The 26,071-nt window shown below is 64.5% G+C and carries 27 protein-coding genes and 1 tRNA gene; 17 read left to right on the top strand and 11 right to left on the bottom strand.

From position 1 onward, the window contains the following. Positions 1-2 precede the first annotated feature (2 nt). Together N6C22_RS10160 and N6C22_RS10165 are read right to left on the bottom strand one after the other, a co-directional pair. On the bottom strand, positions 3-1,265 hold the full coding sequence (locus tag N6C22_RS10160; RefSeq protein ID WP_261650990.1) for a HEAT repeat domain-containing protein: 1,263 nt from the start codon (positions 1,263-1,265) through the stop codon (positions 3-5). Positions 1,266-1,318: 53 nt separating this feature from the next. After that, positions 1,319-2,038 carry a protein sorting system archaetidylserine synthase gene (locus N6C22_RS10165; RefSeq protein WP_261650991.1) on the bottom strand — a complete coding sequence of 240 codons (720 nt, stop codon included), beginning with the start codon at positions 2,036-2,038 and terminating at the stop codon, positions 1,319-1,321. Between the two features lie 144 nt (positions 2,039-2,182). On the opposite strand from N6C22_RS10165, the gene N6C22_RS10170 reads away from it, so the two are divergent. Next, a complete protein-coding gene (locus N6C22_RS10170; RefSeq protein ID WP_261650992.1) occupies positions 2,183-2,614 on the top strand; it encodes a plastocyanin/azurin family copper-binding protein in 432 nt (143 codons plus the stop codon). 31 nt (positions 2,615-2,645) lie between these two features. On the opposite strand, the gene N6C22_RS10175 is transcribed toward N6C22_RS10170, so the two are convergent. Genes N6C22_RS10175 through N6C22_RS10190 form a run of 4 tightly spaced genes read right to left on the bottom strand, consistent with a single transcriptional unit; the run spans position 2,646 to position 5,243 of the window. Beyond that, entirely contained in the window at positions 2,646-3,335 is a 690-nt protein-coding gene (locus tag N6C22_RS10175; RefSeq protein WP_261650993.1) for a 30S ribosomal protein S3ae, read from the bottom strand. Continuing rightward, on the bottom strand, positions 3,332-3,571 hold the full coding sequence (locus tag N6C22_RS10180; protein WP_261650994.1) for a KEOPS complex subunit Pcc1: 240 nt from the start codon (positions 3,569-3,571) through the stop codon (positions 3,332-3,334). Before N6C22_RS10180 ends, N6C22_RS10175 begins: the two co-directional genes overlap by 4 nt. Then, positions 3,568-4,764: an exonuclease RecJ gene (locus tag N6C22_RS10185; RefSeq protein ID WP_261650995.1), complete on the bottom strand. Its 1,197-nt coding sequence runs from the start codon at positions 4,762-4,764 to the stop codon at positions 3,568-3,570. Before N6C22_RS10185 ends, N6C22_RS10180 begins: the two co-directional genes overlap by 4 nt. A 5-nt stretch (positions 4,765-4,769) precedes the next feature. Beyond that, complete coding sequence (locus tag N6C22_RS10190) at positions 4,770-5,243, bottom strand: 30S ribosomal protein S15 (protein WP_261650996.1); 474 nt, start codon at positions 5,241-5,243, stop codon at positions 4,770-4,772. Positions 5,244-5,535: 292 nt separating this feature from the next. On the opposite strand from N6C22_RS10190, the gene N6C22_RS10195 reads away from it, so the two are divergent. After that, positions 5,536-5,607, top strand: a tRNA-Ala gene (locus N6C22_RS10195). 195 nt (positions 5,608-5,802) lie between these two features. Here the strand turns inward: N6C22_RS10195 and N6C22_RS10200 are convergent. Next, positions 5,803-6,420, bottom strand: coding sequence for a GNAT family N-acetyltransferase (locus N6C22_RS10200; RefSeq protein WP_261650997.1), 618 nt, complete (start codon positions 6,418-6,420; stop codon positions 5,803-5,805). Positions 6,421-6,574: 154 nt separating this feature from the next. On the opposite strand from N6C22_RS10200, the gene N6C22_RS10205 reads away from it, so the two are divergent. The 11 genes from N6C22_RS10205 (at position 6,575) to N6C22_RS10255 (ending at position 14,834) form a co-directional block, all read left to right on the top strand. Beyond that, on the top strand, positions 6,575-6,808 hold the full coding sequence (locus N6C22_RS10205; protein WP_261650998.1) for a hypothetical protein: 234 nt from the start codon (positions 6,575-6,577) through the stop codon (positions 6,806-6,808). A gap of 65 nt (positions 6,809-6,873) precedes the next feature. Then, entirely contained in the window at positions 6,874-7,302 is a 429-nt protein-coding gene (locus tag N6C22_RS10210; RefSeq protein WP_261650999.1) for a hypothetical protein, read from the top strand. 96 nt (positions 7,303-7,398) lie between these two features. Continuing rightward, positions 7,399-8,577 carry a Xaa-Pro peptidase family protein gene (locus N6C22_RS10215; protein WP_261651000.1) on the top strand — a complete coding sequence of 393 codons (1,179 nt, stop codon included), beginning with the start codon at positions 7,399-7,401 and terminating at the stop codon, positions 8,575-8,577. An 87-nt stretch (positions 8,578-8,664) separates the two neighbouring features. Beyond that, positions 8,665-8,940 carry a hypothetical protein gene (locus N6C22_RS10220; protein WP_261651001.1) on the top strand — a complete coding sequence of 92 codons (276 nt, stop codon included), beginning with the start codon at positions 8,665-8,667 and terminating at the stop codon, positions 8,938-8,940. Positions 8,941-8,943: 3 nt separating this feature from the next. Further along, positions 8,944-9,630: a hypothetical protein gene (locus tag N6C22_RS10225; RefSeq protein ID WP_261651002.1), complete on the top strand. Its 687-nt coding sequence runs from the start codon at positions 8,944-8,946 to the stop codon at positions 9,628-9,630. Between the two features lie 256 nt (positions 9,631-9,886). Next, positions 9,887-10,690 (top strand): prephenate dehydrogenase, encoded by an 804-nt coding sequence (locus N6C22_RS10230; RefSeq protein WP_261651003.1) that lies wholly within the window; start codon positions 9,887-9,889, stop codon positions 10,688-10,690. After that, positions 10,687-12,102 (top strand): small ribosomal subunit Rsm22 family protein, encoded by a 1,416-nt coding sequence (locus tag N6C22_RS10235; protein ID WP_261651004.1) that lies wholly within the window; start codon positions 10,687-10,689, stop codon positions 12,100-12,102. The genes N6C22_RS10230 and N6C22_RS10235 overlap by 4 nt, the downstream gene beginning before the upstream one ends. An 88-nt stretch (positions 12,103-12,190) precedes the next feature. Next, positions 12,191-12,454 (top strand): Htur_1727 family rSAM-partnered candidate RiPP, encoded by a 264-nt coding sequence (locus tag N6C22_RS10240; RefSeq protein WP_261651005.1) that lies wholly within the window; start codon positions 12,191-12,193, stop codon positions 12,452-12,454. Between the two features lie 7 nt (positions 12,455-12,461). Continuing rightward, complete coding sequence (locus N6C22_RS10245) at positions 12,462-13,676, top strand: TIGR04347 family pseudo-SAM/SPASM protein (RefSeq protein WP_261651006.1); 1,215 nt, start codon at positions 12,462-12,464, stop codon at positions 13,674-13,676. Positions 13,677-13,751: 75 nt separating this feature from the next. Then, on the top strand, positions 13,752-14,549 hold the full coding sequence (surE, locus tag N6C22_RS10250) for a 5'/3'-nucleotidase SurE (protein WP_261651007.1): 798 nt from the start codon (positions 13,752-13,754) through the stop codon (positions 14,547-14,549). 54 nt (positions 14,550-14,603) lie between these two features. Further along, positions 14,604-14,834, top strand: a complete 231-nt coding sequence (locus tag N6C22_RS10255; RefSeq protein WP_261651008.1) for a SelT/SelW/SelH family protein — start codon at positions 14,604-14,606, stop codon at positions 14,832-14,834. A 1-nt stretch (position 14,835) separates the two neighbouring features. On the opposite strand, the gene N6C22_RS10260 is transcribed toward N6C22_RS10255, so the two are convergent. The 3 genes from N6C22_RS10260 to N6C22_RS10270 form a co-directional block, all read right to left on the bottom strand. Continuing rightward, on the bottom strand, positions 14,836-15,411 hold the full coding sequence (locus N6C22_RS10260; RefSeq protein ID WP_261651009.1) for a hypothetical protein: 576 nt from the start codon (positions 15,409-15,411) through the stop codon (positions 14,836-14,838). Between the two features lie 377 nt (positions 15,412-15,788). Beyond that, on the bottom strand, positions 15,789-19,238 hold the full coding sequence (locus tag N6C22_RS10265; RefSeq protein ID WP_261651010.1) for a PKD domain-containing protein: 3,450 nt from the start codon (positions 19,236-19,238) through the stop codon (positions 15,789-15,791). 116 nt (positions 19,239-19,354) lie between these two features. Further along, positions 19,355-20,119 (bottom strand): PHP domain-containing protein, encoded by a 765-nt coding sequence (locus tag N6C22_RS10270; RefSeq protein WP_261651011.1) that lies wholly within the window; start codon positions 20,117-20,119, stop codon positions 19,355-19,357. A 149-nt stretch (positions 20,120-20,268) separates the two neighbouring features. On the opposite strand from N6C22_RS10270, the gene N6C22_RS10275 reads away from it, so the two are divergent. Then, entirely contained in the window at positions 20,269-20,466 is a 198-nt protein-coding gene (locus tag N6C22_RS10275) for an HVO_2922 family protein (RefSeq protein ID WP_261651012.1), read from the top strand. A gap of 56 nt (positions 20,467-20,522) precedes the next feature. On the opposite strand, the gene N6C22_RS10280 is transcribed toward N6C22_RS10275, so the two are convergent. Then, entirely contained in the window at positions 20,523-21,641 is a 1,119-nt protein-coding gene (locus N6C22_RS10280; protein ID WP_261651013.1) for a hypothetical protein, read from the bottom strand. Between the two features lie 429 nt (positions 21,642-22,070). On the opposite strand from N6C22_RS10280, the gene aroA reads away from it, so the two are divergent. From aroA to aroC, 3 genes are all read left to right on the top strand, one after another. Continuing rightward, positions 22,071-23,351: a 3-phosphoshikimate 1-carboxyvinyltransferase gene (aroA, locus tag N6C22_RS10285; protein ID WP_261651014.1), complete on the top strand. Its 1,281-nt coding sequence runs from the start codon at positions 22,071-22,073 to the stop codon at positions 23,349-23,351. A gap of 72 nt (positions 23,352-23,423) precedes the next feature. Then, on the top strand, positions 23,424-24,659 hold the full coding sequence (locus tag N6C22_RS10290; RefSeq protein WP_261651015.1) for an alkaline phosphatase family protein: 1,236 nt from the start codon (positions 23,424-23,426) through the stop codon (positions 24,657-24,659). A gap of 251 nt (positions 24,660-24,910) precedes the next feature. Beyond that, complete coding sequence (gene aroC / locus N6C22_RS10295; protein WP_261651016.1) at positions 24,911-26,056, top strand: chorismate synthase; 1,146 nt, start codon at positions 24,911-24,913, stop codon at positions 26,054-26,056. Positions 26,057-26,071: the final 15 nt, after the last annotated feature.

A 26,071-nucleotide genomic window follows, 5' to 3' on the forward strand; every position in this document is an offset into this window, starting at 1 on the left:
GCTTACGCCGCGGTTTCGGGTTCGTCCTCGACGACGGCGGCCTTCTCGGCCTCGTCCTGCACGAGGAAGGACCGGTCGTCGCCGTAGGCGGCGACGGCGTCGAGCGCGCGCTCGGTTCCGATCTGGTTCAGCGCCCAGGCGGCGCTGGCGCGGACCGTGTCGTCCTCGTCGTCTTCGAGGACGTCCGCGAGCGGTTCGACGGCGCGGGTGTCGCCGATGAGACCCAGGGCGCGGGCGGCCCGCGACCGGATGATCTCGTTCTCGACGGCGAGCTTGTTCGCGAGCGGCTGGACCGCCTCTTCGGAGCCGATCTCGCCGAGCGCCTTGAACGTCACCTTCTGGAGCGCCGGGTCGGAGTCGGCGTCGACGTAGTCCAGCAGCATCTCGACGGGCTCCTCGGAGCCGATCTTGCCGAGGACGGAGATGGCCTGCTTGTCGCGGCGCTGGGCGAGGTTCATCATCGGCTCGATAGCCTCCTCCGGCCCGAGGCGTTCGAGCGATTCCATGCAGTGCTCCTGCATGAAGTCCGACTCGAACATGTCCAGGCCGATGAGGATCTTGTCGGCCTGCATCTCGCGCTCGAACACCTTGATGGCGTGCCACTCCGGCGGGTAGTCCTTGCGGTGGTCGAGCACGTCGTAGAAGCCGTGGAAGTCGAGCTGCTCGCGCACGGAGAGGTCGTCCCACTCCTCGGCCTCGTCGAGGGCCGAGAGTAGCGTCTTGCTGGCCTCCAGCAGGGCTTCGATGGTCGCTGCGTCCTCGTCGGGGTCGAGCGCGAGTGCCTCGACCGCGTCGATGGCGTCGTCCAGTGCGTCGCCCGCATCGTCGATGTCGGCGACCGTCGCGTCCACGTCGAGTTCGTCGGTCGCGAGGAACGCCTCGACCGCGTCGACGACCTCGGGCTCGCCGGTCTCGGTCCAGCGCGTGTCGGCGACCGTCGACTTCGCCTCCTCGATGTTCTCGACGACCTCATCGGCGTACGGGCCGCGCGCGTCTTCGAGGTCGTCGCGCAGGTCCGAGACGCGGGACTCGAGTTCCGCGGCCGGGTCCTCCTCGTCGTCGTCCTCCGGTTCGGGGAGGTCGGCGTCTTCGAGGTCGGAAGCGACCGCGTCGAGGTCACTCTCGACATCGTCGAGGTCGGCTTCTGTCTCGGCGGTTTCGAGGTCCTCGGCGATCGCGTCCAGGCGCTCGGAGAGCGACTCGACACTCACGTCCTCGGACTCGGACTGGGCGTCGGCATCGGCATCGGACTCGTTCTCACTCATGATTGGCCCCCGTTGCCGTCACGTTCATGCGGGCAACTCGGGCCAGCGTGTTCCTAAGCGTTTCCATACCATTTCGCCAGCACCCGCCCCCCGCGCCAGTAGAACCAGGGCCCCGCCAGCAGGTACGCGAGCGCCAGCGAGAGGATGGCCCAGGGGAAGGTTCGACCGTAGAAGTACGGGAAGAGGACGGCGAGCCCGTGCACGACGCCCATCAGGAGGGCGTCACGCGCGAGCAGGTCCGGGTAGCGGATGGTCGAGACCATCAGGTAGACGAACATGGCCGTGCCCGCGAGCAAAAGCGCGGCGTCGGTGATGCCACAGAGCACCGCTGCCGCCAGGATGGTCGCCGCGAGCGTGGTCGGCACGCCCTCGGTGTACTTGTCGGCCGTGTCGTAGGCGGTGTACATCCCGAGGCGGATGACGCCCATCGCGACGAACAGCGCCGGCAGGACGAGCGCCGCGACCGCCCGCGCGGTGAGGTCGCCGACTGCGACGGGCCACGTCATCGTGGCTGTCGCGTACACCAGCACCGCGGGCGCGACCGAGAACGAGGCCACGTCCGCGAGCGAGTCGAGGTACGGGCCGACCTTCGACCCGCCCGAGTACCGGGCGACGACGCCGTCGAGCCCGTCGGCGATGCCCGCGAGCAGGACGAGTCTCGCCGCCAACTCCACGTCCTGGAACGCGACGACGACCGCCACGAATCCCAGCGAGGCGTTCGCGGTCGTCACCAGATCCGCGAGACTCAGTCGGCCGACGAACCGGGGCAACATATCACCCCGGTTGGCTTCCCCCGTTTTACGCTCTTTCGGTCTCCGGCCGCTCCGGTTGGACCGGTTCTCGGTCCGTCACCGACGCTTCTCACCTGCCGGGCATCGACCGCGGTGCATATATTAGAGAGTTCCCAACGCCCGCGTATGAAGCGCCGCACGTTCCTCGCCGCGGTGAGCGGCTCGACACTCGCCGGGCTGACCGGCTGTCTCGCCGTCGGGTCGACCTCGCGCCTCAACTGCGCCGACGGCTGCGACATCGGCATGGCCGCGAGCGCGTTCCGCCCCGCCGAGTACACCGTCAGCGTCGGTGACACCGTCGTCTGGAAGAACACCTCCAGCAAGGCTCACACCGTCACCGCCTACGAGAACGCCATCCCCGAGGAGGCCGACTTCTTCGCCTCCGGCGACTACGACTCCGAACAGGCCGCCCGCGACGGCTGGTTCGGCCAGCGCGGCGGGGCAATCCCCTCCGGCGAGTCGTTCTCGCACACGTTCGAGGTGCCCGGCACGTACAACTACGTCTGCATCCCGCACGAACGCGGCGGTATGACTGGGCAGGTTATCGTCGAAAAATAAGCTGTCCACGGCTGCGACTCGCTGTCGCGAGTTACTCTTCGTCGTCTTCGTCGGCGTCGGCTTCCGCCTCGGCCTCCTCGTCGACGTCGACCGCGACGTCCTCCTCGTCGACGTCCACGGCGGTCTCCTCCTCGGCGGCGACCTCTTCCGGGCTCGCCTCGAGGGTGGTCTTCTGGATCTCCACGCGGCGGAGCGGGTAGATGGTCTTGGCCTCGCCGTAGATGGCGGAGCTGAGACGCCCCTCGACGATGGAGTCGATGAGGTCCTCGAAGGTGTGCTCGCGTGCGTTCTCACGGACGAGCTTGATCATCTGCTTGCGGATGGCGCGCTCCTGGCTGTGGTCGGCCTTCTTCGTGGTGAACGCGACGGGCTGGATCTGGACGCGGTAGTCGTCCTTCGTCAGCACGGTGATGTGGGCGTCGATCTTGGACGCGCCACGGCGGACGAGACTACGGAGGTAGTCACGCGTCAGCTCGTGCTGGACGAACTCGGTGTACGCGGCGTCGCTGCCGACGTCGGTCACCTTGAACTTGAGCTTCGTGTTGTTCTCGCTCGCGTTGTTGGTGAGGTCACCGAGGGTGGTTTCGATGGTGCGGTCGAGCACCTTTTCCGGTTCATCTGCGGGTGTGGTACCGAGCTCCTCCCGGTCGAACTGCTCCGGGGCGTGCAGCGTGTACCACCGCTTCTCTTGTTTCTTTCGGGAAACGGATCGTTCGCTCATGATTTGTGTGTAGTCTGTTGCTCTGCGTGCTGTACCACTCGTGACGCGACGTCGACGTTCACGACGTAATCGTCCACGGTCGAGTGCAGACCGCCGGTCGTCTCCCGCTCGATGTGGGTGACGACCGCGCCGTCTTCGACCTTCGTCTGCATCTCGTCGGTGTTGTCCGGGCGAATCGCGGCCGCCACCAACTCGGGGCGGTCGTGCTCGGTCCGGATGGTCGCGCGTCGTGTCATAGTGCCTCCCTGAACGCCGTGATGAACTGTTTCGTCTCGCACTCGAAGGTCGCGTATGCGGTGCGTGGCGTGCCGTCGGCCGAGCCACCGGTCTGGGTCACCGTGCGCGCCGCGACGCCCGCGAGGTCGCGGTCGTCCACGGCTGCGGCGGCAGCTTCGTCGTCACCGACCACCAGCGCCACGGGCTCGGGCGACCGGAAGTCACGGACCAGTCGGGCCGCGACCTGTACCGGTGCCTCGTCCACACGAGCGACGAACACACCGTCGTACCGGTGCGTCGTCGCCTCGCGGACCGCCTCGTGGGCTTCGTGGGCCGTCTCGCGCCACGCGTCCAGTGCGCCCTCGCGAACGTCGTGCCCGAGCGCCAGCGCCACGCCCGTGCCGGGCGCGCCCACTGCCGCACAGTCGAGCACGTCTGCGAGGCCGCCGACCGTGGCGAACCGACCGTCAGGCGTGGTGTAAGGCCGGAGCGCCCGTTCGAGGACGTCCCCGGCACGCGTCGTGGCATCGTCCGCACCGACCGTCTCGACCGCGACCAGCGACGCCAGCGTGCGCCGCGCATCGTCGTCTAACTGCGTCTCGGCATCTCCCTGCGTCTCATCCGGGGTGTCGAGGTCGAGGTCGGCTACAAGCTCGTCTGCGACTGCACGCTCGCCCGAGAAGGGCGCGTGCACTAACGTCGAGGCTGCAAGTCCGTCTGCCACGTCTTCGGTCGGAATCGCCAGGCCGGGACGGCGGACCAGTCGTCCGCTCGTCTCGGCCGCATCCACGAGTCGCTCGGTCGCGCCCGCGCCGGGCGTCACGCCCGCCGCGACGGCACCGGCCAGCGCCAGCACCGAATCCGGCGCGCCACCGAGCTCGCCTGCAAGCCGCCACGCGGCCACGCTGGCCGGCTCGTCGTCCGGGTCGAGGTGATACGCCTCGCTCTCGGACGACCCGACGACCAGCGCGGTCGTCTCGGGGTCTCGCTCGTTCCGCACCACCCGCTCCGTGCGGGCATCGACCGTCCGGCCGACGCTCACCTGGAACGGCGTCCCCACGTCACCCAGCGCTCTCGCGACTAACCCTGCGGCAGCGACTGCGTCTCCGTCTGCGCGGGCGACGACGTGGACGAACGAGGCCCGCTCCAGCGCTCCAGCGATATCACTGGCGGCGTCGGCGGGCCCGTCGGCGGTGCGACTCGAGTGCGACATTCAGTTCAGTTACTTTGTTCGAGGATCTCTTCGGCGTCTTCGTAGGAGTACTCGAAGTCGGCCGGCAGCTCGTCACCGCGATAGTACGAGACGAGACGGCGGACCTTCGACTCCGTGTTCTGGAGTGCGCGCTTGTTCTGGAAGTCCTGCTGGTTCTCCTCCATGTGTGCGCGGAGGCGAACAGCACGCTCCATCAGGTTGCGCAGGTCTTCGGGCAGGTCAGGGGTGGCGTCGTTCTCTTCGAGGATCTCGGTGACCTTCTTGCCCGTCGCCAGCTTGACGTTGGGGACGGGTGTGCCGGTCACGCCCTCGTCGCGCAGCTTCATACCGATCTGCGACGGGTCGTAGCCCTGCTCTGCCAGTTCGACGACGCGCTCTTCGATTTTGTCGGCGTCGACGTCACTCCACTCCGGGGGTTCCTCCGTCACGGGTCGGTCCGAACCGGACTTGCCGCGACGGCGAGTGTGCATTCTGGCCATTGGTAGATGATAGGAACAACAGACCGCGAAAGACGTGTGAATCCGACAGAGACAGCTGTCCCTGCCGGGAGCACCTCCGTAATCCCAAGCCAGCGGAAGCCCGCTGGCGAGTCAGATTTACGGCCGTGCTGTTCCCGTGAGAGGCTTTCTCCGTGCGCCTCTAAAGGGTTTCTACTCGCCCGCGAGAGACACCGCCGTTTCGTGTGAAGATGCGACACGGGAGGCGGTGCCGTCGCCGACTCGATTCGAGGGGTTTATCAATACCCCCCGACCAACTATTGAATGCGTTCGAGGGCTCGTAGATCAGAGGTAGATCACTCCCTTGGCATGGGAGAGGCCCCGGGTTCAAATCCCGGCGAGTCCACTTCCTTCCCTCGTTTCACTCGGTCAGTCAGTGGACTCGCCTGAGTCCCTTTCACTCACTTCGTTCGCTCAAGGGACTCCCGGCGAGTCCTGTTTTGTGTTTGGTTCAACTCGCGACGAGCTGGTGGACATCCTCTGGGGCCGCGCCGAGGTCGGCTTCCAGGTGGGCGCGGTGAACAGAATCTCCAGCGCTCACTCAAACACCAACAACAGCCCTCTCAGCAGGCGCTAACCGCACTTCCTCGGCAATCCCCTTCTCGAAGTCGAGCACCATCGCGAGCTCGTTCCCTTCGCGCTTGGCCGTCTCGAACCCGAGCCGGCGGTACACCGTCACGGCGGCCTCGTTGTCGTCGCGGACGTGCAGCGACAGTCCCTCGTAGCCAGAGTCAGCAGCAAACGCGATGGCGTGCTTGGTCAGTTCCGTCCCGATGCCGCGACCGTGGGCGTCCTGGTGGACGTAGACGAGGAACTCCGGCGGGCCGTCGTCGCCGGCGACGAAGCCGGCGTGGCCGATGACGCGGTCGCCGTCGAGGGCGACGACGTTCTGGCCCTTCGCGTGGAGTCGGTCGATCCACCGGCGTATCTCGCTGTCGCCGATGGGTGGCAGTCCCATCGAGCGGTGTTCCGAGGCGTAGTCGCGGTACATCTCGACCAGCGGGTCGACGAACTCGTCGGTCAGGGGGACGACGAGCAGCGAGTGGCCGTGTTTGTCCACGAACCGCGGGCAGCGCGGCGGACAGAACGGGGTTCCCTCGCACTCGCCGTGGTTCCAGGCACAGGCGGTGGTGGTGTCAGGCTCCATGCGGGCTCTCATCCTGTACCTTTGCATGGAGTGGGTGTATCGATATTGCAGTCTATGTACGGGATTCATATACTCGACGGAGCAACCGGCCACCTCGGCGCTCGCGAGAGCCAGCAAACGGGACCGACCGCCAACAGTTATCACACCGCGGCCCACACTGAAAACCATGGACGACGAGACATACGACGAGCTCGTACAGTCGGTGACTCCCCGGGAGACCGTCGCCGGTGTCAAGACCTACCAGAACACGGTGGCGATGGCGTGTCCAGCCTGCGAGGAGCCGTTCGACGACCTGGTCGTCTGCGAGAACGAGTACAACAGCCTCGAGCTGAGCAAGATGCTGGACCTCTGCGTGACGACACACGAGGGCGACGTACTGCTGTTCACGCACAAGCCCTGACGACCACCTCCGACCCTTCTGCTGCGACCGCTGCGCTGAAGACAGTGACACACACAGGGGACAGTATGCCAGGCGAGAGCCACGACCCGACGGACATCCGGTCCATCGCAGTCCACGCGGACGACGTGGTCACCGCGCTCGAGGCCAGCCAGCAGGGTCGCGACGCCGTCCTCCGTATCACGGCCCCCTTCGCGGGGCGGGTCCGGGCACGTATCCACCTCGTCCAGCCCGCGGAACCGGCCGATGACGGCGGTGGCGGGCCGGGACCGATTCGCATCCCACCGGGGAAACTGGTCGCGGAGGACGCGCCCGCGTACCCCCACGCACACGAGACGGAACCCGAGCAAGAGGAGTACGACGTGGAGGCACACCACGAGCGACACGCCGAGGAACTGGCTGCGTGGCGCGCGGCCGTCCGCGAGCACTTCGTCGACAGCATCGTGCTCGACCTGCCCACGGGGGCGCACCAGGTGGACGTGAAGGTACTCGGCTGAGAACCCACCGCGAGACTGCGACACCGCGACACCGCGATACCACCTCGACACCCGGAACCGGGACCGTTTTTATCGCTCCCCGTGCAGGGGAGGTACATGGAACCCGATTTCGCCGCCCTCGACGAGTTCCTCGACGACGAGGGGCTCGACGGGTACGCGTTCCTCGACGACGAGTCGAACTCCAACCTCTACTACACGACCGGCTTCGGAGCCCCCGACCCGTTCTTCGCGGTCTACACGCCCGACAGTATCGGGGTGCTCGTCTCCTCGCTGGAGTACGGCCGCGCGAAGAAGGAGAGCCGGGCCGACGTGGTGAAGCGCCATGGCGACTACGACATCCAGGCCAAGCGGGAGGAACACGGCGACGACGCCTTCCTCAAGGTTGTCGGCGAGTTCCTCGAAGACCTCGGGGTCTCCTCACTGGCGGTCGAAAGCGGCTTCGGCGTGGCCGCAGCCGACAAGCTCCGCGAGGACGGGTTCACCGTCACGCCCGACGAGGACGGTGTCGTCGGCGACATCCGCGCCGTGAAGACCGACGAGGAGGTCGACCACGTCCGCGAGGCCCAGCACGCCAACGAGGCGGCGATGGCCCGCGCCGAGGAGCTCATCCGCGAGGCCAGTGTCGAAGACGGCGTCCTCTACCACCCGGAGGCCGACGAGCCGCTCACCAGCGAGTTCGTCAAGCAGGAGATCGAGATAACCCTGCTCCGGCACGACTGCTCGCTTGACGAGACCATCGTCGCCTGCGGGCAGGACGCCGCCGACCCGCACGACCGCGGCTCCGGCCCCCTCGAGGCCGAGGAGTTCGTCATCGTGGACATCTTCCCGCGCAACAAGGCCTCGCGCTACCACTCGGACATGACCCGCACCTTCCTCAAGGGCGAGCCCACCGAGACCCAGCGCGAGTGGTACGAGGTGACCGACGAGGCCCGGAAGGCCGCCCTCGATGCCGTCGAACCCGGCGCGACCGGCGAAGAGGTCAACCAGGCCGTCGTCGACGTGTACCAGGAGGCGGGCTACCCGACCATCTTCACCGACCCGCAGACCGAGACTGGCTTCATCCACTCGACCGGCCACGGCGTCGGGCTGGACGTCCACGAGGGGCCGTCCATCAGCATCCGCGGCGAGGAGCTGAAACCGGGACACGTCATCACCATCGAGCCCGGCCTGTACGACCCCGAGGTCGGTGGCGTCCGCATCGAGGACATCGTCGTCGTCACCGAGGACGGCTACGAGAACCTCACCGACTACCCCATCGAGCTCGTCGTCGACTGACTGGCTCCCCACGATTCTCCACCGGGACCAGACGACGGGGGTACCGGAGACCCCGGTATTTTTGTAGGAACCCGAAGAGTGCCAGCTATGGGCAGGGATGGCACACCCGAGCTGACCGGTGGACCCACGGACGAGACAGCTGACGACCGCGAGCCGGCCCGACACCCGGCGAGCGAGACAGGCAGGCTGACCCGCCGCAGGGTACTGGCCGGGACGACCGGTGCGGGAATCACGCTGCTGGCGGGCTGTGGCGGCGGTGCCGACGGCCCGGCGGGAAGCGCGACCGGCCCGGGAGCCGGCGACGCAGGAGACCCAGCCGGGTACGGCGAAGGGGGCTACGGGAACGGGGGATTCGGAGTCTGAACCATGACGAAGGAGACACCCAACCACGCGTACGAACAGCCCGAGAAGGGCGACGAGAACTGGCACGAACCGCTGAACAACAACTTCGACAGGCTCGACGCCGACGTCATCCTCAAGGGGGCACACGGCGACCGGCCCGGGAGTCCCCCCGAAGGGACCTGGTTCCTCGCGACCGACCGGAACCAGCTCTCGTACTACGACGGGAGCTCGTGGAAGGTCATCGGCGGCGTCGGGACCCCGGACGAACCGGTTCCCCAGGCCCACTACGGCGAACTCTCGGCCGAGGTGGCGAGCGTTCGCGGGTCGCGCGTCCAGACCTGGCTTTCGCAAGACAGCGTCGACATCGAGGGCGAGGGGACCGAGGAGGTGACCGTCAGTTTCTCGCTCAACGACCTGTTCACCACGTACCTCCGCAAGTCCAAGAAACGGGCCTGGCTCGACGTTCGCATCAGTGCCATCGGTGGCGACGGGCAGCCGCTGTACGCCCGCTGGCGGCTGTTCGTCATGCGGACCGACGCACGGCAGCATTACGTCGACACGTTCGAGCGCACCGAACAGGGCCCGCGCCCGTTCGACTTCACCGTCAACAACGACGGCACCGTCGTCGTGACTCTGCGAGCGAAAGGCCCCATCGAGGAGATCGACGTCGAGGTCCCGCGCGGGTACAACCCCCGAGAGTTCTCGACGTAGCGGCGGTCCTCGCCGTTTCAGGTAGGGCCCACTTATCGAACACCGTCCTCACGGCCATTATCAAGGCTTAAAACCTCCCTCACGGAAGACGTAGGTAACGATGGACCTTCGTGTATTCACCCCTGGCGGCGCGTTCAACTGGCTGATCATCGTCATCATGGCTCTCGCCCTGATGACGACGATTCTGTTCATGTACGCTGGCTGGATCTGAGCCCGACCGAACTCCTTTTCAGAACCCGTGAGCTACCCGAATTCGATGACGACACTCGTCGTCGGCGCGGGCGCGATGGGTCGCTGGGTCGCGGAGACGGTCCCTGGCGAGGTCGCGTTCACCGACACCGACCCGGCAGCCGCCGAGGCAGCAGCCACGGCCGTCGACGGCCGGGCGGTCGCGCTCGACAGCGAGGAGACGTTCGAGGCGGTCTGTCTGGCCGTGCCGATGACGGTCGCCGCCGATGCCATCGCCGCCCACGCCGCGAAGGCAGAGACGGCGATCTACGACGTGACCGGCGAGATGGCGACCCCGGTCGAGGCGATGCGTGCACACGCACCCGCTCTGGAACGGACGAGCTTTCACCCCCTGTTCGCACCGGAGAACGCGCCCGGGAACGTCGCCGTGGTCGCTGATGCCGCCGGGCCCGTGACCGACGGCGTCCGCGACGCCATGGCCGCGGCAGGAAACGACGTGTTCGAGACGACGGTCACCGAACACGACGAGGCGATGCGGTCGGTGCAGGCCAAGGCGCATGCCGCGGTGCTGGCCTACGGCCTCGCCGCCGAGGACGTCGACGACCGGTTCCACACCCCGGTCTCGTCCGCACTGGACGACCTCGTCGCGCAGGTGACCGGCGGTGAGGACCACGTCTACGCGAGCATCCAGCGCGTGTTCGACGGGGCGACCGACGTGGCCGACGCCGCGAGAAGACTCGCGGACGCGGCGGGGGAGGACGCAGCCGAGGACGCCTTCGCCGACCTCTACCGGGAGGCCGGCCGGCACCACCACGAGCAGCGAGCGCAGCGAGACGACACGGACACCGACAACGAGGACCCACAGGAATGACACAGCGAGACGACATCGTCGCGAACGCGAAGTACCTCCGGAACGTCAGACCCATCGACCCCGAGGAGGTGTGCGAGTACGTCGAGGGACACCCCCACCCCGCCATCGTGCGCCAGACCCTCCGCGAGGAGGCGCTGTCCCTGGAACTCGTCGAACGACCCGACGGGACGTTCGCTCCCGTGCCGGACGACCCGGTCACGACGACGGTCGACACCGTCGAGGCGCTCCCGAACGTGTACGACGAGGTGATTCGAGACATGCTCGTCGAGCGCTTCGGCCTCGACTGGGCGGAGGGCGAGTCGGGCGAGACGCTTCGGACGACCATCCGCCGGCTCAAGGACGACTACTACCGCCGCCGGGACGTCGAGTACGACGAGGTCGCGTCGCTCGGCTACGCCATCTACCACCTGCCGGACTTCTACGCGGCCATCCAGTACGTACTCGACGACCTCGTCGCGAAGCGGCTCTTGCCCCGGAAGCTCCGCGTGCTCGACATCGGCGCCGGCGTCGGTGGGCCCGCCCTGGGCCTCCACGACTTCCTGCCGGAGGAGACGCTGGTCGACTACCACGCCGTCGAACCGTCGGCCGCCACCGGGGTCCTCGACCGGGTGCTCGAATGCACCGCGCCGAGTTTCCACACCCGCATCACGCAGACCACCGCCGAGGCGTTCGAACCCGAGGGCGAGTACGACCTCGTCCTGTTCGGGAACGTGCTCAACGAGCTCGACGACCCCGAAGCCGTGGTCCGGAAGTACCTCCCGCACCTCGCCGAAGACGGGTCGGTGCTCGCGCTCGCCCCCGCCGACAAGAACACCAGCATCGGCCTCCGGCAGGTCGAGCGCGCCGTCACCGACGAGGCGACCGTCTACTCCCCCACGGTTCGGCTCTGGCCCGGCCACGAGCCCAGCGACCGCGGCTGGTCGTTCGACGTTCGCCCCGACCTTGCGACGCCCGAGAGCCAGCGGCGACTCGACGAGGCCACCCCTGAGAGCGACGAGGCGCACGAACCGGGCGAGTTCGTCAACGTCGACGTGCAGTTCTCCTACAGCATCCTCCGCACAGACGGCGCGCGCATCCTGGACGTGACCCCGAGCGCGGACCGGTACGCCAAGATGGCCGCCATGGACGACCACGTCTCGAACCGTATCGACCTGCTCGCCGTCAAGCTGTCGCACAACCTCGCCGACGACGAGTCGAACCCGCTGTTCAAGATTGGAGACGGCTCCCAGGCCGACGACCACTACGCCGTCGCGGTGCAGCAGACGAGCCTGAACCACGACCTCCACGACGCGGCCTACGGCGACCTACTCGCGTTCGAGTCGGTCCTCGCGCTGTGGAACGACGACGAGGAGGCGTTCAACCTCGTTGTCGACGAGGAGACCATCGTCGAGCGGATTCCGAAACCGGTCTGAGCGGGCGACTCCCGAACATACTCACCCGCGTTCTCACCCGATGAAAATCTGCGAGCGTGCCTTTTGTATCGATTGCCAAGCGCCAGGTATGCCAGCCGAGGAGCGACAACGCATCAGCGACGCACCGCGAGCCACGGACGGTTCCGAATGGGAAGTCTTCGTGCGTGAGACGACCACCGGCCCGCTCCAGCACGTCGGCAGTGTCACCGCGGAGACGTGGGACATCGCGTACGAGCAGGCCTCCTCGCTGTTCTCGTTCACCGCGACCGACCTGTGGCTCTGCCCCGCCGACGCGGTGCACCGTTTCACCCCGTCCACGCTCGACGAGGCGGCCACGCCCGCGGACGACTGACAGAGCCATGATATCCGTCTCGAAGCTACTGTGTGGGCTCGACGCCGAAGGCGACGGCCTCCGGTACGACGCCGCCGACGAATCCGAGAAAGAACAGATCTCCGAGGAGAAACAGCGGAAACCAGTCGTCGTCTGGAACACGACCCGCGGGTGCAACCTCTACTGCGACCACTGCTACGCGAGTGCCTGCGACAGTGGTGCCGATGGCGAGTTCTCCACGACCGAGGGGAAGCGACTGCTCGACGACCTCGCGGACTACGGCGTCCCCGTCGTCCTGTTCTCGGGCGGCGAACCGCTCGTCAGGCCCGACCTGGTCGAACTCGTCGACTACGCGGCCGACGTTGGCCTCCGTCCAGTGCTCTCGACGAATGGCACGCTCATCACCGAGGAGCGCGCCCAGCAGCTCGCCGACGCGGGACTCGCCTACGCCGGCATCTCGGTCGACGGGATGGCCGAGACGAACGACCACTTCCGGGGACAGGACGGCGCGTTCGACGCCGCCATCCGGGGCATCGAACACTGCCTCGACGCCGGCCTCAAGACCGGGCTCCGGTACACCATCACCCAGCACAACCGCGACGACCTCCGGGACATCGTCGACCTGCTCGCCGACACCGGCCTCGACCGCTTCTGCTTCTACCACCTCGCCTACGGTGGCCGCGGGGCGGACATCTCGGACACCGACCTCTCGACCGAGGCTCGCCGCGAGGCCGTCCGCGAGGTGTGCGACCTCACCCGCGCCTACCACGACGAGGGCCACGAGATAGAGACGCTGCTCGTCGGCAACTACGCCGACGCCGGTTTCATCACGGAGTACGCCCGTCGCGAGATGGGCGAGGACCGTGCCCGGACCGTCCGCCGGTATCTGGAGACCAACGGCGGAGACCCCGCGGGGGAACGCGTCGCCGACATCGACTACCAGGGGAACGTCCACCTCAACCAGTTCTGGCAGTCCTACAGCCTCGGCAACGTCCGCGACCGCTCCTTCGGTGCCATCTGGGACGACGATTCGAACCCGCTCGTGAACGCGCTCCGGACCCGCGACGAGCGACTGCAGGGCCGCTGCACCGACTGCCAGTACGCCGACATCTGCAAGGGCGGCTCGCCGCTCCGGTCGCTCGCGGTCCACGACGACCCGTTCGCACCCGACCCGCAGTGCTACCTCACCCCGGAGGAGCGAGCGCCCGACACGGGCGGGGTCCAGCCGACGAGCGCCGACTGACCGGCCGACCAGCCCGCGGAAAGAACCACTGCCCCGAACGGTGGCCTTTTGCCGACCCCCTCCGTCGATTGCCGCATGAGCGGTTCGCTCGAGATCCTCCTGACCAACGACGACGGTATCGACAGTCCCGGCTTCCACGCGCTCTACGAAGCCCTCGCGGACGTCGGGAACGTCACCGCCGTCGCCCCGGCCGACGACCAGAGCGCTGTCGGACGCTCGATGTCCAGCCACGTCGACGTCGACGAACACGAACTCGGCTACGCGGTCCACGGAACACCCGCCGACTGCGTCGTCGCCGGCCTCCAGTCGCTCGGCCCCGACCCCGACATCGTCGTCTCCGGCGCGAACAAGGGTGCCAACCTCGGCCACTACGTCCTCGGCCGTTCCGGTACCGTCAGCGCCGCCGTCGAGGCCGCCTTCTTCGACATCCCAGCCATCGCCGTCTCCCTGTACGTCCCCATCGACCCCGACGAAGACCGCGCCTGGTCCGAGGTCGAGGTCCCGAAAGGAGACTACGCCGAAGCGACCCGCGCCGCAACCTACCTCACCAGACACGCCCTCGGTGCCGGCGTCTTCGAGCAGGTCGACTACCTCAACGTCAACGCCCCCCTCCCCGGCGACGAACCCGCCCCGCTGGAGGTCACCAACCCCTCCCACATGTACGAGATGGACGCCTCTATCTCCGATGGCACCGTCTCCCTCCACGACCGCGTCTGGGAGCGCATGGCCTCCGGCGACATCCCTGACCCCGAAGGAACGGACCGCCGCGCCGTCGTCGACGGCCGCATCAGCGTCTCCCCGCTCACCGCCCCCCACACCACCGAACACCACGAATCCCTCGACGCGCTCGCCCAGACCTACCTCTCGGACTGACGTACGACTGCAGGCACCCAAGTGACTATGACCCTAGCGCTACCACGGGCAGATATGACGCTAGTCGAGATAGAGTACTGCGTTCCCTGTGGCTTCCTGAACCGCGCCGAAGACCTCCAGCACGTCCTCCTCCAGACGTTCGGCGAACAACTCGAGGCCGTCACCCTCCGCACCGGCGACCACGGCATCTTCGAGGTCCGCGTCGACGGCGAGACCGTGTTCGACAAATCCGAGGACGAGTTCGACGTCGACGAGATAACGAGAAGCGTCAAAGAGAAGCTCTGACCTAGGACCGCACCCGCGACAGGACCGAGACGAGCACCACGAACCCTGCCAACATCGCGGCGGCGACACCCGCGATCGGGGTCAGGCGCTCGCGCCAGATCGCATCGTTCTGCTGTTTCACCGTCTCGTTCTCGTACTGGTAGACCTCGCTCTCGTCCACGTTCGCGTAGTAGGTCATCACCGGCTCGTACTCCCGGTCCCAGACATCGGTCTCGCCGTCGACCGTGCCCACGAACTCGACCTGGTCCTCGATGTCAGAGTGGTTGTGGATCCAGCCCGTGTAGAGCCGAACCTCACCAGCGACCTTCATCTCCGGGTCCTCGTTCAGCGGGATGACGACCGTTCGTCGACTCCCTTCCATCGGCACCCGTGCCTCGCGACCCGAAGAGTGCGTCTGCAGCGAGGTCACCGTCACCTTGGTCAGGTACTGCACCTGCCCCTCGTTGGTGACCGTGACTCGTGCGACGGTCGTCTCCTCCCCGTCTATCGTTGCGGTGTCTATTTCGACGTTCTCGATTTCGGGGAGTTCGACGCCGTTGGGGTTCTGAGAGCTGATGTTGAGGGTGTAGTTGAACATTGCGCTATCATCTATGGTTGAAACACCAAATTGATGGGTATCAACGTCGCCAGCTAGAGACCCATTCAGTTGATAGCTCTCTTGTAAAGTTTCCCCGGGGGATAGATTATATCTGGAATTGACAAGTGTGGTTCTATCCACGTCAATATAGAGACCCGTTTTGACCTTTTTCTCGTTGGGATTTCTGACGTTAGTTTCAATAGTCATATTGTTTCTATAGAGATTTATTTCAAACTCAACCCCGCTTAGGGACGTCAGATGGACACTTCTTACTGGTTCGTCTTCTGGGATTCCGCGATTTCCAGCGTTCTGAGTAACTCCCACGCAGGACTCTACTGGGACTAATAAGATTAGTAGCAGTATTATTAGGTGTCTTTTCATTTGTTGCACTCCTCCTCTCGGTAGCATTTGCGCTTATTTTCAATTAGTTGGCCAATTGCTTCTTCCACAGTGATAACACCATCTTTCCGGACCTCGTTTCGGAAGTCATAGGAATCCACTACCTTCATCTCGCCAAGAGCTGGAGTAAATTCTTTCTCTTGTGCTCTACCAGAAACTACTACAATTGTCTCTACGACATTCTCAACCTGCTCGTAGTTATCAACCGTTCTCACAGCTGAACCTCGTTTGGAAACCGTCCACCTCGTCTCCTTGATCGTACCGTTGATTCGAACGTCGCTCTGTCTAGCTGCCTTAGCTGCTCGTCGAGCATCTTCCACTGATCGAGCTGGAATCCATGCCTCTACCGTTACGACATGTTCTTTCGAAGCAACATATGTCACATTTTGAACAGTCTGTTTTTCAGTGATTTTAAATTGATATAACGTATTGTTGTACGATTCTTGGACGACAACCTCCTTCGTCTCACCAGTGCGGCTATGAGAAGGGCTATGAGACGAACGGTCCCAGTACGACTTCGTCGCCATGTACGATTCTTTCCGATCCACTACGACAGGCCGGGTTTCAGTCACCGTCTTTTCGACGTCTTTGGTGACCGTGTCGGTGTAGCATCCGACCATCGGGTTGCATCGCTCGACCTTGACTTCCTTTTCGACCGTCTTTTTGACCTTTACCTTCTTATCGACCTCTTTTTCGACGGTTCGCGATTCCTTCACCTGATATTTGTACTCGTTAAGAGTACGCTTCTGTGCTGGCACTGTCTCGTTCTTCGTCTCACCGGTGTGCGTGCCGTTGCCTTTCTTCGAATCGCGCCACTCGTAACGAGTAGTCGTCTTGTTTCTCGTTTCGTTAGTACTGCCGGCTGCCACCCAACCGGAAGAGATTCGTAGGAAATCACGGCGGTTGGCTTTGGAAGTGAAACTCTTTTGTTCGGTTTCGGAAGTTCGAACCTCTTCAAGTCGTTCGAGCGAGAACCCGGTGACTACCCGATTGGTTTCCGTTATCTCGTATCCCTCCTCGAGGTGACGCTGTAACTCCTCTCTGTCGTCGACGGATTCGTTCAGAGTCGCGTTATCGAGCTTTTCACGGTAGGCGATGCTTTCGACAGACAGGTTGTGGTATTCCGTGACGTTCGTCACGTTCAACTCGATATCCATCGTCGGTAACTTCGCCTCCGTCCTAATTCTACCGGGGTTGTCTTGGTTCACTAAGGATATCTGTGCCGGTGTGCGGCCACCTGCCAGTGCCGCTGCTGGTACTTCCAGTACAGCAACTTGTCGCTGAAGTCGGTCCGATGTGGAATCCTGAGGAACTTCAGTTTGAGGGACCTCAATCTGGCCTTGGGAGACCACTTTCACATGTGAGGAATCCGTAACGAATTCGAGGTCGACTCCATACTCTTCTCGGGTTTTTGTGAAGGCCCACGGCTCCGACTCAACGTGGAACCGAACAGTATCCGTCGAGTTGAACGGCCCTTCATTTGTCCTTGTTACCTCTTCAATATCTGGGACGAAGAACTGCAGAAAGCCCCAACTTCTGCTATTGTTCCCACCGTTCTGGTCGGATACGTACAGATTACCATCTCTTCTGGACTCAAATCGACCGACTCCTGGTTGCCCGTTCAAGGCACCTGCTCCCCCAGTCCAGTCGTATTCTAAGGTTGTGTGGTCCGGGTCGAAGGAACGGCTTGCATCAACGGTAATACCCCACTCACGACCGATAGGCTCGGTTCCGTGGGTTTCGGTGGTCAAGATAAGTTCGGGATCGCTGGGATTTACGACAAACCTACTTTCAGATTTCTGCCTACCCAAACCCCCAGAGTCCTTTTGAACAATATAATATACAGCATACTCGTTCGGTTTGCGACCAGACCAATATGAATCAAATATGACTTTGTCACTGCCTGAATTGGATTCGAGAACTTGTCGACTGGTTCTTAATTGATTAACTCTGAATGAGTCTTTTGCATACTGAATAGAAACATCATCCGCATCATTTCCATTCAAGTCCACCTCGACGACGTGGTGTGCGGTGTACCGTGACGGGTCCAGTCGCCGGTGATGAGAGTCGACGGGCCCATTGACGAACCCTGCACTGACGATCTCGACCTTACCGACTGGTGTCACCTCCCGGGTCGTCATCGACTTCTGTCCACGTCCATCGACTACTGTGAGTTCGACGGTGTAGGTCTGGTTGGGTTCTATCTGGTCGAACACGAACTCGGACGTCCGGAACCGACCGAGTGTCGGATCGGTGCCTCGGCGGGTTCCCTCCTCGTGGAAGACGGTTCGATTATCGACGGTGATGGAGACCGACATCAGGTTCCCGTAGTCGTCGGATGCGACGAAGTCGCCGCTGACCTCGTTCTGGTCGTCGATGTTGAACAGGCCCACTTTCGGAGCCGGGTCCGCGATGACAGCCGTCGTTCCGTCGTCGAACGTCGCGATATCGGTCGAGCCATCGGTGTAGGTAACGACCGCGAAGAGGTCGTGGTCTCCCGGGTTCCACGAGACGCTGGTCTGGGTGCCGGTCCCGCGGTTGCGAGCTGCGTCCCGCCAGGCGATATTTTGAATCACGCTCGCGGGCGGTTGGTTCGAGATGGTGTAGTCCGCCTGGAGTGGCTGGGTACCGGTAACGACCTGTTCGCCCACCACTCCGGGGTCGTACTGCGAGGCGAGGGGTGGAGTCGAGTCGTCTCCACCACCAGTGGTTCCGTTGGCACCTGGAGACCCTCCAGTACTCCCGTTCACGACTGGTGGTTGCGGCGGTGGTGTCACCTGAACCTGTGTCGAGTCGGCGACAGAACGCCCTTGGTCGTCGTAGAGGACAGCACGAACTGTGTGGCGGCCAGTGTCTGGGAACACGGGGGTAATCTGGTCGGTCGTTTGAGAACCGAGGGACCGATTGACAGCCAGAGACCCGTCGACGAACCATTCGACCCGGTCCAGCGGAGCGGATCCCGGTGTGAGTGTCACGGTGAACGTGGTGGTCTCCCCGCGCTGGGCCGAACTGGGCCCGTCAAGCGAGATAGCGGGGGCTCGCCCGCTGGAGACAGTCACGTACAGCGTGTCATTGCTCGTCGCGCCGTCGTCGTCGGTCACGGTCAGTGTGATCGCGAACCGTCCGGTCTCGTTAGCGTCGAACGCCGTGGTGGGGCATGTAGGGCAGTCGGGCGTGAACACCGAATCATCTGGGCCTCGTATCGACCATTCGTACGAAGTCACTGTCCCGTCCGGGTCGCGCGAGGCTCTCGCGTCCAGTTCGACGGTTCGACCGAGAGAGACGGTCTGGTCGAGGCCTGCATCAGCCAACGGGGCCTCGTTGTCGTCCAGGTGTGTCGCCACGGCGGTCGAGTCTTGTCCGGGTATCGAGACCGCTGCGGTCAGCTGTGATGTGACGAATATCGTCACCAGCAAGTATTTTTTCATCAAGTTCTAGCAGAAATTAGATTCGGCATCACGTATAAACCATTAGAATTTTCCTCGCCGAACAGGCCGGAAACTAACTGGGTGGATCTGACCGAGATACCTGCTGCCTGCCAGACTTACGAATCGGACATGAACTCCGCGATGGCACGCGGGCGCGCGGCCACATACGGCAGACGAGATGTAACCTCGTAGAGGCTCTTCCTGGCGGCCCCGATGGCGTACTGTTGTGTACTCTGGAGGATGGGTGTCCGAATCCCGTGGACACGGGTCTGCCCCGACCGAAGCGCGTCGACAATCTGGTCCGAACTGACTTCGGCTGCTCGGTCGACCGGCTCCTCGAGTTCGAACACGGTGTAGGCGCGACCGACGTTCATCAGGTAGTGGGCGTCGCTGCCACCGACCTGCCCGTAGTTGAGTTTGTCCGCGAACTTGCGGGCGCGCCGGTTCTGGTACCCGGTGAACACCATCGAGTTGTAGACCTCGATGGCGTCGCAGTCTGTGAGACGGGACTTTCGAACGCCGTGGCGGGTCCGCTGGAAGGGATGGGGAACGACGGCAGCGCCACCGTGCTCGCGAACGATTTCGACGGTTTCGGCGAGGGGTTCGCCACGTGGCGGGCGTTCGTCCACACCGATCGCGAGGAGGTGCCCGTCGGCGGTCGACACTTCGACCCCTGGAACACCGACGAGGCCGAACTCGCGGGCGATATCTGCCGCGTGTCGCGAGGCCTCGATTCGGTCGTGGTCGGTGATGACGACGCCATCGAGGCCGATGTCAGCGGCGTGTTCGAGGATGAGTTCGACGGGTTCGTGGCCATCGTACGACGCGTCGCTGTGGACATGTAGGTCCAGTGCAAGCAACGTCCCGTCTCTCCCCGGCATGCACATACCTCCGTCTTGCTGGATAGAATATCTTGTGTTCGAGAGAGTCGAGGCAGCTGCCCCAACGTCTCCCCACCCAACCGGTCAGTCTGACAGGAGCTTCACCGCACGGAAGGTTTCCTTATCGCCTCAGAGACCGTAGCACGAGCATGGCTAAAGCCACATTCGAGCTGTTCACGGACAAGAAAGGCGAGTTCCGCTGGCGGCTTCGCCACGACAACGGGAACATCATCGCGACCGGTGGCGAGAGCTACACGACCAAGGCCAGCGCGAAGAAGAACATCGAGAGCGTGAAGAAGAACGCGAGCGGTGCCGAGGTCGTCGAAGTCGCCAAGCCCGCGAAGTGATGGTTCAGACCCGCGAATCTGGTTTTTGCACGTGACACAGCCCGTCGAGCGATCGGCTACTCGTGTTCGAGCGTGACGACGACGCCTGCATGGTCGGACGGATAGATTGGGGACGGCACGGCCGGCTCCAGCCCGGAGAGGTCAACTGTCTGCGTGAGTCCTGTTCGATAGCCACTCACTGCACTGAACCCACTTCGAGGGGACCGACCGCGGTGGAACACGACGTCGATCTGTCGGTCCAGCGTCCCCGATGTGAGGTCCTCCGAGAAGGTGCACGTGGGGTCGTGTGCATCGGTTGCATCGAAATAGGCGTCGTCGAATCGATCCGCGCGCAGTATCTCGTACGCGTTGAACCCGGCATCGCTCGGATCACTGTTGATATCACCGATCAGGATGGTATCGTTCCGCCCCATCACGTCGAGGAGTTCCAGCGCCTGCAGCTCCCGAACGCCTGCCGTCACGTCGAGGTGCGTGTTGAACACGTCGACGCCGTCGTATCTGACCTTGACCCATCCGAAGTTGGCGTAGAATATCTGCAGTCGGCCGTCGATGAAGATGGGGATCGGGACCTGTGCATCGTACGTCCCGGATTCGGTGTGCTTGGCCTTGATGCGCCTGGCAACGTCTGCCCGGACGAGAATCGCGTCGCGGTCCCTGAAACGCAAGGTTCCAGCCACGCCCTGGTACTCGACCGGAATGGTCACGTCCGCGTTCCAGTTGACCGCGGCAACCTGGTAGGGCACGCCGTCTGCAGCGAGCGCGTCCGTGAGTAACGTGAGGTGGTCGATGACGAACGACTCCGAACCATCCGACGGTGTGAACTCGAAGAGGCTGACCTCCTGCAGTCCGACGAGCTGCGGCGATTCGGGGTCGGCCATCACGAGCTCCTCGGCGATGGCCTTCGCCCGCTCGGAGAACGGTCGCACGTCTGCAATCTCGGCCAGGAGGGTACTCGCCGCGGTTTCCGGATTCAGGGACGTGATTACGTCCAACAGATTGCCACCGAGGTAGAGGTTCCGGGTTGCGATAGTGAGCGACGAGTTCCGTCTCGCAGTCGCCGTGCCCGCAAACGCGGTGGCCCCGAGGAGGCCACCTGCCGTGAGCGCACCGCGTTTCAACGCGCCACGTCGTGTGACCCCAGTTGCACTCTCGATTCGGTCCGTTTCCGAGGACATCTGCACTGAACGGATGGCTCCAGTCATATGGCAGAAATCGCGTCTGGAGCGCAAAGCTAAGTTCACGTTTGCAGAATATCCAGGTTACTGAGTGGTCTGTCCCTATCCGCAGAATCACGTGTGACCACTCACCGGACGAGAAGACAACGGGTCGAGTCCCGAACGAAATGCGTTACTCGGATAGAACAAACAGTATTTTGATAGAGTATTGGACGGCGAGGGGCGTCGTCTCGTGGGAAGACGGGTTGGACTGTCCAACAGACGGATAACGATAGGGTCCCATCCCAGCCGGAGCCTCCAATTATCCACACGCACCCACGAATCATCCATTCCATCCCCATGCGGTCCCCCTCCGCCCGGCAAACTGCTCCACCCGGGAATGTCACCGCAACCGGGAGGACTTTGCCACGACCGGTCGTCGGCCCTCGCATGGACGTCTCTCTCTCGCAGTCGACGGTCCGGGGCACGGCACGCGCCCCGCCCTCGAAGAGCTACACGCACCGAGCGATACTCGCCGCGGGGTTCTCGAGCGAAGCGGTGGTTCGCGACCCGCTCCTGAGCGCCGACACCCGCGCGACCATGCGCGCGGTCGAAGGTTTCGGTGGCACCGTCGAACCCGCCGGTGATGACCTGGACGTCGCAGGATTCGACGGCCAGCCCGAGGTCCCGGCCGACGTGCTCGACTGTGCGAACAGCGGGACGACGATGCGGCTCGTGACCGCCGCGGCTGGGCTCGCCGACGGTATCACCGTCCTGACCGGCGACGAATCACTCCGCTCCAGACCGCAGGGTCCCCTGCTCGACGCGCTCGAACAGCTCGGCGGACGGGCTGAGAGCACCCGCGGGAACGGGCAGGCACCGCTCGTCGTGAAGGGCCCCATCTCGGGAGCGACCGTCGCCATCCCGGGCGACGTCTCCTCGCAGTACATCACGGCACTTCTCATGGCCGGCGCCGTCACCGAGGACGGTATCGACATCGACCTCGAAACCGAACTCAAATCGGCTCCCTACGTCCAGATTACGCTGGACGTGCTGGAGTCGTTCGGCGTCGAGGCCACACAGACCGAAGACGGATTCAGTGTCCCCGGCGGACAGACGTACGACCCCGACGGCGAGTACGCGGTCCCCGGTGACTTCTCCTCCATCTCGTACCTGCTTGGCGCGGGCGCGGTCGCGGCCGATGGCGAGCTGGTCGTCGAGGGTGCCCAGCCCAGTGCCCAGGGCGACACCGCCATCGTCGACATCGTCGAGCGGATGGGCGCCAGCGTGGACTGGGACCGCGAGGCCGGGACGATCTCGGTCGAGCAGTCCGACCTCTCTGGTGTGACGGTCGACGTGGGCGACACGCCGGACCTCCTGCCGACCATCGCCGCGCTCGGTGCCATCGCCGACGGGGAAACCCGCATCACCAACGCCGAGCACGTCCGGTACAAGGAGACCGATCGGGTCGCCGCGATGGCCGAGGAACTGACCAAACTCGGTGCGAGCGTCACCGAACACGAGGACGAACTCGTCGTCCACGGGAAGGACTCGGAACTGGTCGGGGCCACCGTCGACGGTCGCGGTGACCACCGCATCGTGATGGCCCTGTCGCTCGTCGGACTCGTGGCCGACGGCGAGACGACCATCCAGGGCGGAGAGCACGTTGACGTGTCGTTCCCCGACTTCTTCGACGTGCTGTACGAGCTGGGCGCGGACGTGCGTCGGTAATCGCGCCGCTGGAGCCGATTCAGATCGAATCGACCGGTAGCATCTTTTCTTCGGCGATTGAACCGACACGATATGCTTCGGACGGCTGTCGCGGACGAGCTCCGGGACGAGTTCCTCCAGGACGGGTATCTCTTCCCGGACTACGACGGATACTGTTTCGGGAACCTCCCGCACAGTATCGCGTCACTGTTCGGCGTCGACACTGGTCGGACCCTGCCAGGGGACGTGTTCGAGGGCGTAGAGGCCGGTTTCGAGAACGTCCTCGTGGTGCTCGTCGATGGCTTCGGCTGGACCCAGTGGCAGCGCGAGCACGAGCGACACGACTTTCTCGGGAGATTGAGCGACCAGGCGCGAGTAACACCACTCACGTCCATCTATCCGAGCGAGACGGCTGCGGCTATCACGACCTTCCACACCGGTTCCCTGCCTGCCGAACACGGTGTCGTCGGCTGGAACGTGTACGACCCCGTGGCGAAGCGGCCCTTTACCGCGCTCCCGTTTGAGCACAGGGACGGCTCGCCGCCAGCGATACCGCGCGAGTCGGTCGCAGCTGCGGAGTCCATCTACCCGAATCTCGCGGCTGCCGGGGTCAACTGTCACCATATCGTGCCATTCCCGTCGATTCCTGACGGTGTGACGAGGCACCAGTACGACGGACTCGAAGATGTGCCAGAAACGCTGCGGGCCGCGTTCGAAGCCGCCGTCAGCCCGGCGTACCACTACCTCTACCTGCCGCAGGTCGACCACGAGGCCCACCACACCGGAACGCGGTCTGAGGCGTACAGGGAGACGGTCAGCGACGTGTTCGAGACGGTCGAAACGGCGCTCTCGACGATAGACGACGAGACGGCAGCAGAGACATTGCTGTTGCTGACGGCGGACCACGGGCACGTCGACACCGACCCGGGGCGGAACGTGAATCTCGACCGCCTCGACTGGCTCGTCGACTCACTCGACCGGGATGTGACCGGCGAACCGATACGCTTCGCTGGCAGTCCACGGAACCGCCACCTTCACCTCGAGGAGGGGTCGGTCGACGCTGTCGCGTCCCGCTTCCGAGACGAGTTCGACGTACGCGTATTCGACAGGGCCGCGGTGCTGGAGCGCGAACTGTTCGGCGACGTGAGTCCCTCGGAGACGTTCCGGCGACGACTCGGCGACCTGGTCGTCACACATCGCGACCGTGGTCTCGGATGGGGCGACCACGAACCGACCGAGATAGAGTTCGTCGGGATGCACGGGGGCCTCCACCCCGACGAGATGCTGACGCAGGTGGCAGCGGCACGGCTCTCCGACGTGCTGGTCTGACCGGTGGTGGTGCGGAGGACGGCTGTTGCTCACCAGTCCTGGGGTCGCGAACAGGCGACACGGTAGCCCCGGATGGAGCAGGTTCCCGGCACGGTGTGTCGCACAACCGCTGCACGTGTCGGGGTGGCTCAGGCGCGGATACCACTGCTGGCCGCGGCTTCCGTCTTGAACCCTCGTGCTGACCGGCCGATGAACAGTCGCTTCTTGCACATTGTACAACACCTAAATCCCCGGGAACCGGAAACGGGGGTATGAACGGGAATCGGTTCGGTCGCCTCTTCCAGGTGACCACCTTCGGCGAGAGCCACGGCGAGGCGATGGGCGTGACGGTCTCGGGCTGTCCCGCCGGCCTCGAACTCGACGAGGAGGACATCCAGCGAGAGCTCGACCGACGCAAACCAGGACAGTCGATGATAACCACGAGCCGGGGCGAACCCGACGCGGTCTCCATCAAGTCCGGCGTGCAGGACGGCTACACGACGGGGACGCCCATCGGGATGGTCATCGAGAACAAGGACGCACAGTCGGGCAAGTACGAGCCCTTCATCACCGCGCCGCGGCCGAGCCACGGCGACTTCACCTACTCGGCGAAGTTCGGCACGCGAAACTGGGGCGGCGGCGGTCGCTCCTCCGCGCGCGAGACCGTGAATTGGGTCGCGGCGGGGGCCATCGCACAGAAGATTCTGGCAGCTGAGGGCGTCGAGATCAAGGCGCACGTGAACCAGATCGGCGACATCGAGGCTCCCGAGGTGACGTGGGAGGAGATGCTCGAACACACCGAGGAGAACGAGGTCCGGTGTGCGCACCCCGAGACGGCCGAGCAGATGCGCGACCGCATCAACGAGTACCAGCAGGAGGGCGACTCCATCGGCGGGAGCATCTACTTCGAGGTCCGCGGTGCGCCTCGCGGGCTGGGCGCGCCCCGGTTCGACTCGCTCTCGGCGCGCCTCGGCCAGGCGATGATGGCGGTCCCGGCGACGACCGCCTTCGAGTTCGGGCTGGGTCGGGAGGCCCGGCGCTACACGGGGAGCGAACGCAACGACGACTGGGAGTTCGGCGAGGACGGCGACCCGAAACCGGTCGAGAACGACCACGGCGGCATCCAGGGCGGCATCAGCACCGGCGAACCCATCTACGGCGAGGTGACGCTGCACGCGCCGACCTCCATCCCGAAGAAGCAGAAGACGGTCGACTGGGAGACCGGCGAGGAGGTCGAGGCGCAGGTCATCGGTCGCCACGACCCGGTGCTTCCGCCGCGGGGCGTCCCGGTCGTCGAGGCGATGCTGGCGCTGACGCTGGTCGACTTCATGCTGCTCGGCGGGCGCATCAACCCGGACCGCATGGACGGCCAGGTAGGCGAGTACCGGACCGACTACCACCCGTCGAAGCCCGAGTGACGCCGGGGAACGGCT

Origin of the sequence: Haloarchaeobius sp. HME9146 (assembly GCF_025399835.1) — an archaeon.
Classification (GTDB): Archaea; Halobacteriota; Halobacteria; order Halobacteriales; family Natrialbaceae; genus Haloarchaeobius.

What these genes read in the sequence shown, in the direction of transcription:
- N6C22_RS10240 (WP_261651005.1), top strand. Translation starts at nt 12,191, where the DNA reads ATGCCAGCCGAGGAGCGACAACGCATCAGCGACGCACCGCGAGCCACG.
- N6C22_RS10290 (WP_261651015.1), top strand. Translation starts at nt 23,424, where the DNA reads ATGCTTCGGACGGCTGTCGCGGACGAGCTCCGGGACGAGTTCCTCCAG.
- N6C22_RS10220 (WP_261651001.1), top strand. Translation starts at nt 8,665, where the DNA reads ATGGGCAGGGATGGCACACCCGAGCTGACCGGTGGACCCACGGACGAG.
- N6C22_RS10160 (WP_261650990.1), bottom strand. Translation starts at nt 1,265, where the DNA reads ATGAGTGAGAACGAGTCCGATGCCGATGCCGACGCCCAGTCCGAGTCC.
- N6C22_RS10185 (WP_261650995.1), bottom strand. Translation starts at nt 4,764, where the DNA reads ATGTCGCACTCGAGTCGCACCGCCGACGGGCCCGCCGACGCCGCCAGT.
- N6C22_RS10280 (WP_261651013.1), bottom strand. Translation starts at nt 21,641, where the DNA reads ATGTCCTCGGAAACGGACCGAATCGAGAGTGCAACTGGGGTCACACGA.
- N6C22_RS10210 (WP_261650999.1), top strand. Translation starts at nt 6,874, where the DNA reads ATGCCAGGCGAGAGCCACGACCCGACGGACATCCGGTCCATCGCAGTC.
- N6C22_RS10260 (WP_261651009.1), bottom strand. Translation starts at nt 15,411, where the DNA reads ATGTTCAACTACACCCTCAACATCAGCTCTCAGAACCCCAACGGCGTC.
- N6C22_RS10245 (WP_261651006.1), top strand. Translation starts at nt 12,462, where the DNA reads ATGATATCCGTCTCGAAGCTACTGTGTGGGCTCGACGCCGAAGGCGAC.
- N6C22_RS10215 (WP_261651000.1), top strand. Translation starts at nt 7,399, where the DNA reads ATGGAACCCGATTTCGCCGCCCTCGACGAGTTCCTCGACGACGAGGGG.
- N6C22_RS10170 (WP_261650992.1), top strand. Translation starts at nt 2,183, where the DNA reads ATGAAGCGCCGCACGTTCCTCGCCGCGGTGAGCGGCTCGACACTCGCC.
- N6C22_RS10235 (WP_261651004.1), top strand. Translation starts at nt 10,687, where the DNA reads ATGACACAGCGAGACGACATCGTCGCGAACGCGAAGTACCTCCGGAAC.
- N6C22_RS10275 (WP_261651012.1), top strand. Translation starts at nt 20,269, where the DNA reads ATGGCTAAAGCCACATTCGAGCTGTTCACGGACAAGAAAGGCGAGTTC.
- N6C22_RS10200 (WP_261650997.1), bottom strand. Translation starts at nt 6,420, where the DNA reads ATGAGAGCCCGCATGGAGCCTGACACCACCACCGCCTGTGCCTGGAAC.
- N6C22_RS10190 (WP_261650996.1), bottom strand. Translation starts at nt 5,243, where the DNA reads ATGGCCAGAATGCACACTCGCCGTCGCGGCAAGTCCGGTTCGGACCGA.
- N6C22_RS10165 (WP_261650991.1), bottom strand. Translation starts at nt 2,038, where the DNA reads ATGTTGCCCCGGTTCGTCGGCCGACTGAGTCTCGCGGATCTGGTGACG.
- aroA (WP_261651014.1), top strand. Translation starts at nt 22,071, where the DNA reads ATGGACGTCTCTCTCTCGCAGTCGACGGTCCGGGGCACGGCACGCGCC.
- N6C22_RS10205 (WP_261650998.1), top strand. Translation starts at nt 6,575, where the DNA reads ATGGACGACGAGACATACGACGAGCTCGTACAGTCGGTGACTCCCCGG.
- N6C22_RS10230 (WP_261651003.1), top strand. Translation starts at nt 9,887, where the DNA reads ATGACGACACTCGTCGTCGGCGCGGGCGCGATGGGTCGCTGGGTCGCG.
- N6C22_RS10255 (WP_261651008.1), top strand. Translation starts at nt 14,604, where the DNA reads ATGACGCTAGTCGAGATAGAGTACTGCGTTCCCTGTGGCTTCCTGAAC.
- N6C22_RS10265 (WP_261651010.1), bottom strand. Translation starts at nt 19,238, where the DNA reads ATGAAAAAATACTTGCTGGTGACGATATTCGTCACATCACAGCTGACC.
- N6C22_RS10225 (WP_261651002.1), top strand. Translation starts at nt 8,944, where the DNA reads ATGACGAAGGAGACACCCAACCACGCGTACGAACAGCCCGAGAAGGGC.
- surE (WP_261651007.1), top strand. Translation starts at nt 13,752, where the DNA reads ATGAGCGGTTCGCTCGAGATCCTCCTGACCAACGACGACGGTATCGAC.
- aroC (WP_261651016.1), top strand. Translation starts at nt 24,911, where the DNA reads ATGAACGGGAATCGGTTCGGTCGCCTCTTCCAGGTGACCACCTTCGGC.
- N6C22_RS10270 (WP_261651011.1), bottom strand. Translation starts at nt 20,119, where the DNA reads ATGCCGGGGAGAGACGGGACGTTGCTTGCACTGGACCTACATGTCCAC.
- N6C22_RS10180 (WP_261650994.1), bottom strand. Translation starts at nt 3,571, where the DNA reads ATGACACGACGCGCGACCATCCGGACCGAGCACGACCGCCCCGAGTTG.
- N6C22_RS10175 (WP_261650993.1), bottom strand. Translation starts at nt 3,335, where the DNA reads ATGAGCGAACGATCCGTTTCCCGAAAGAAACAAGAGAAGCGGTGGTAC.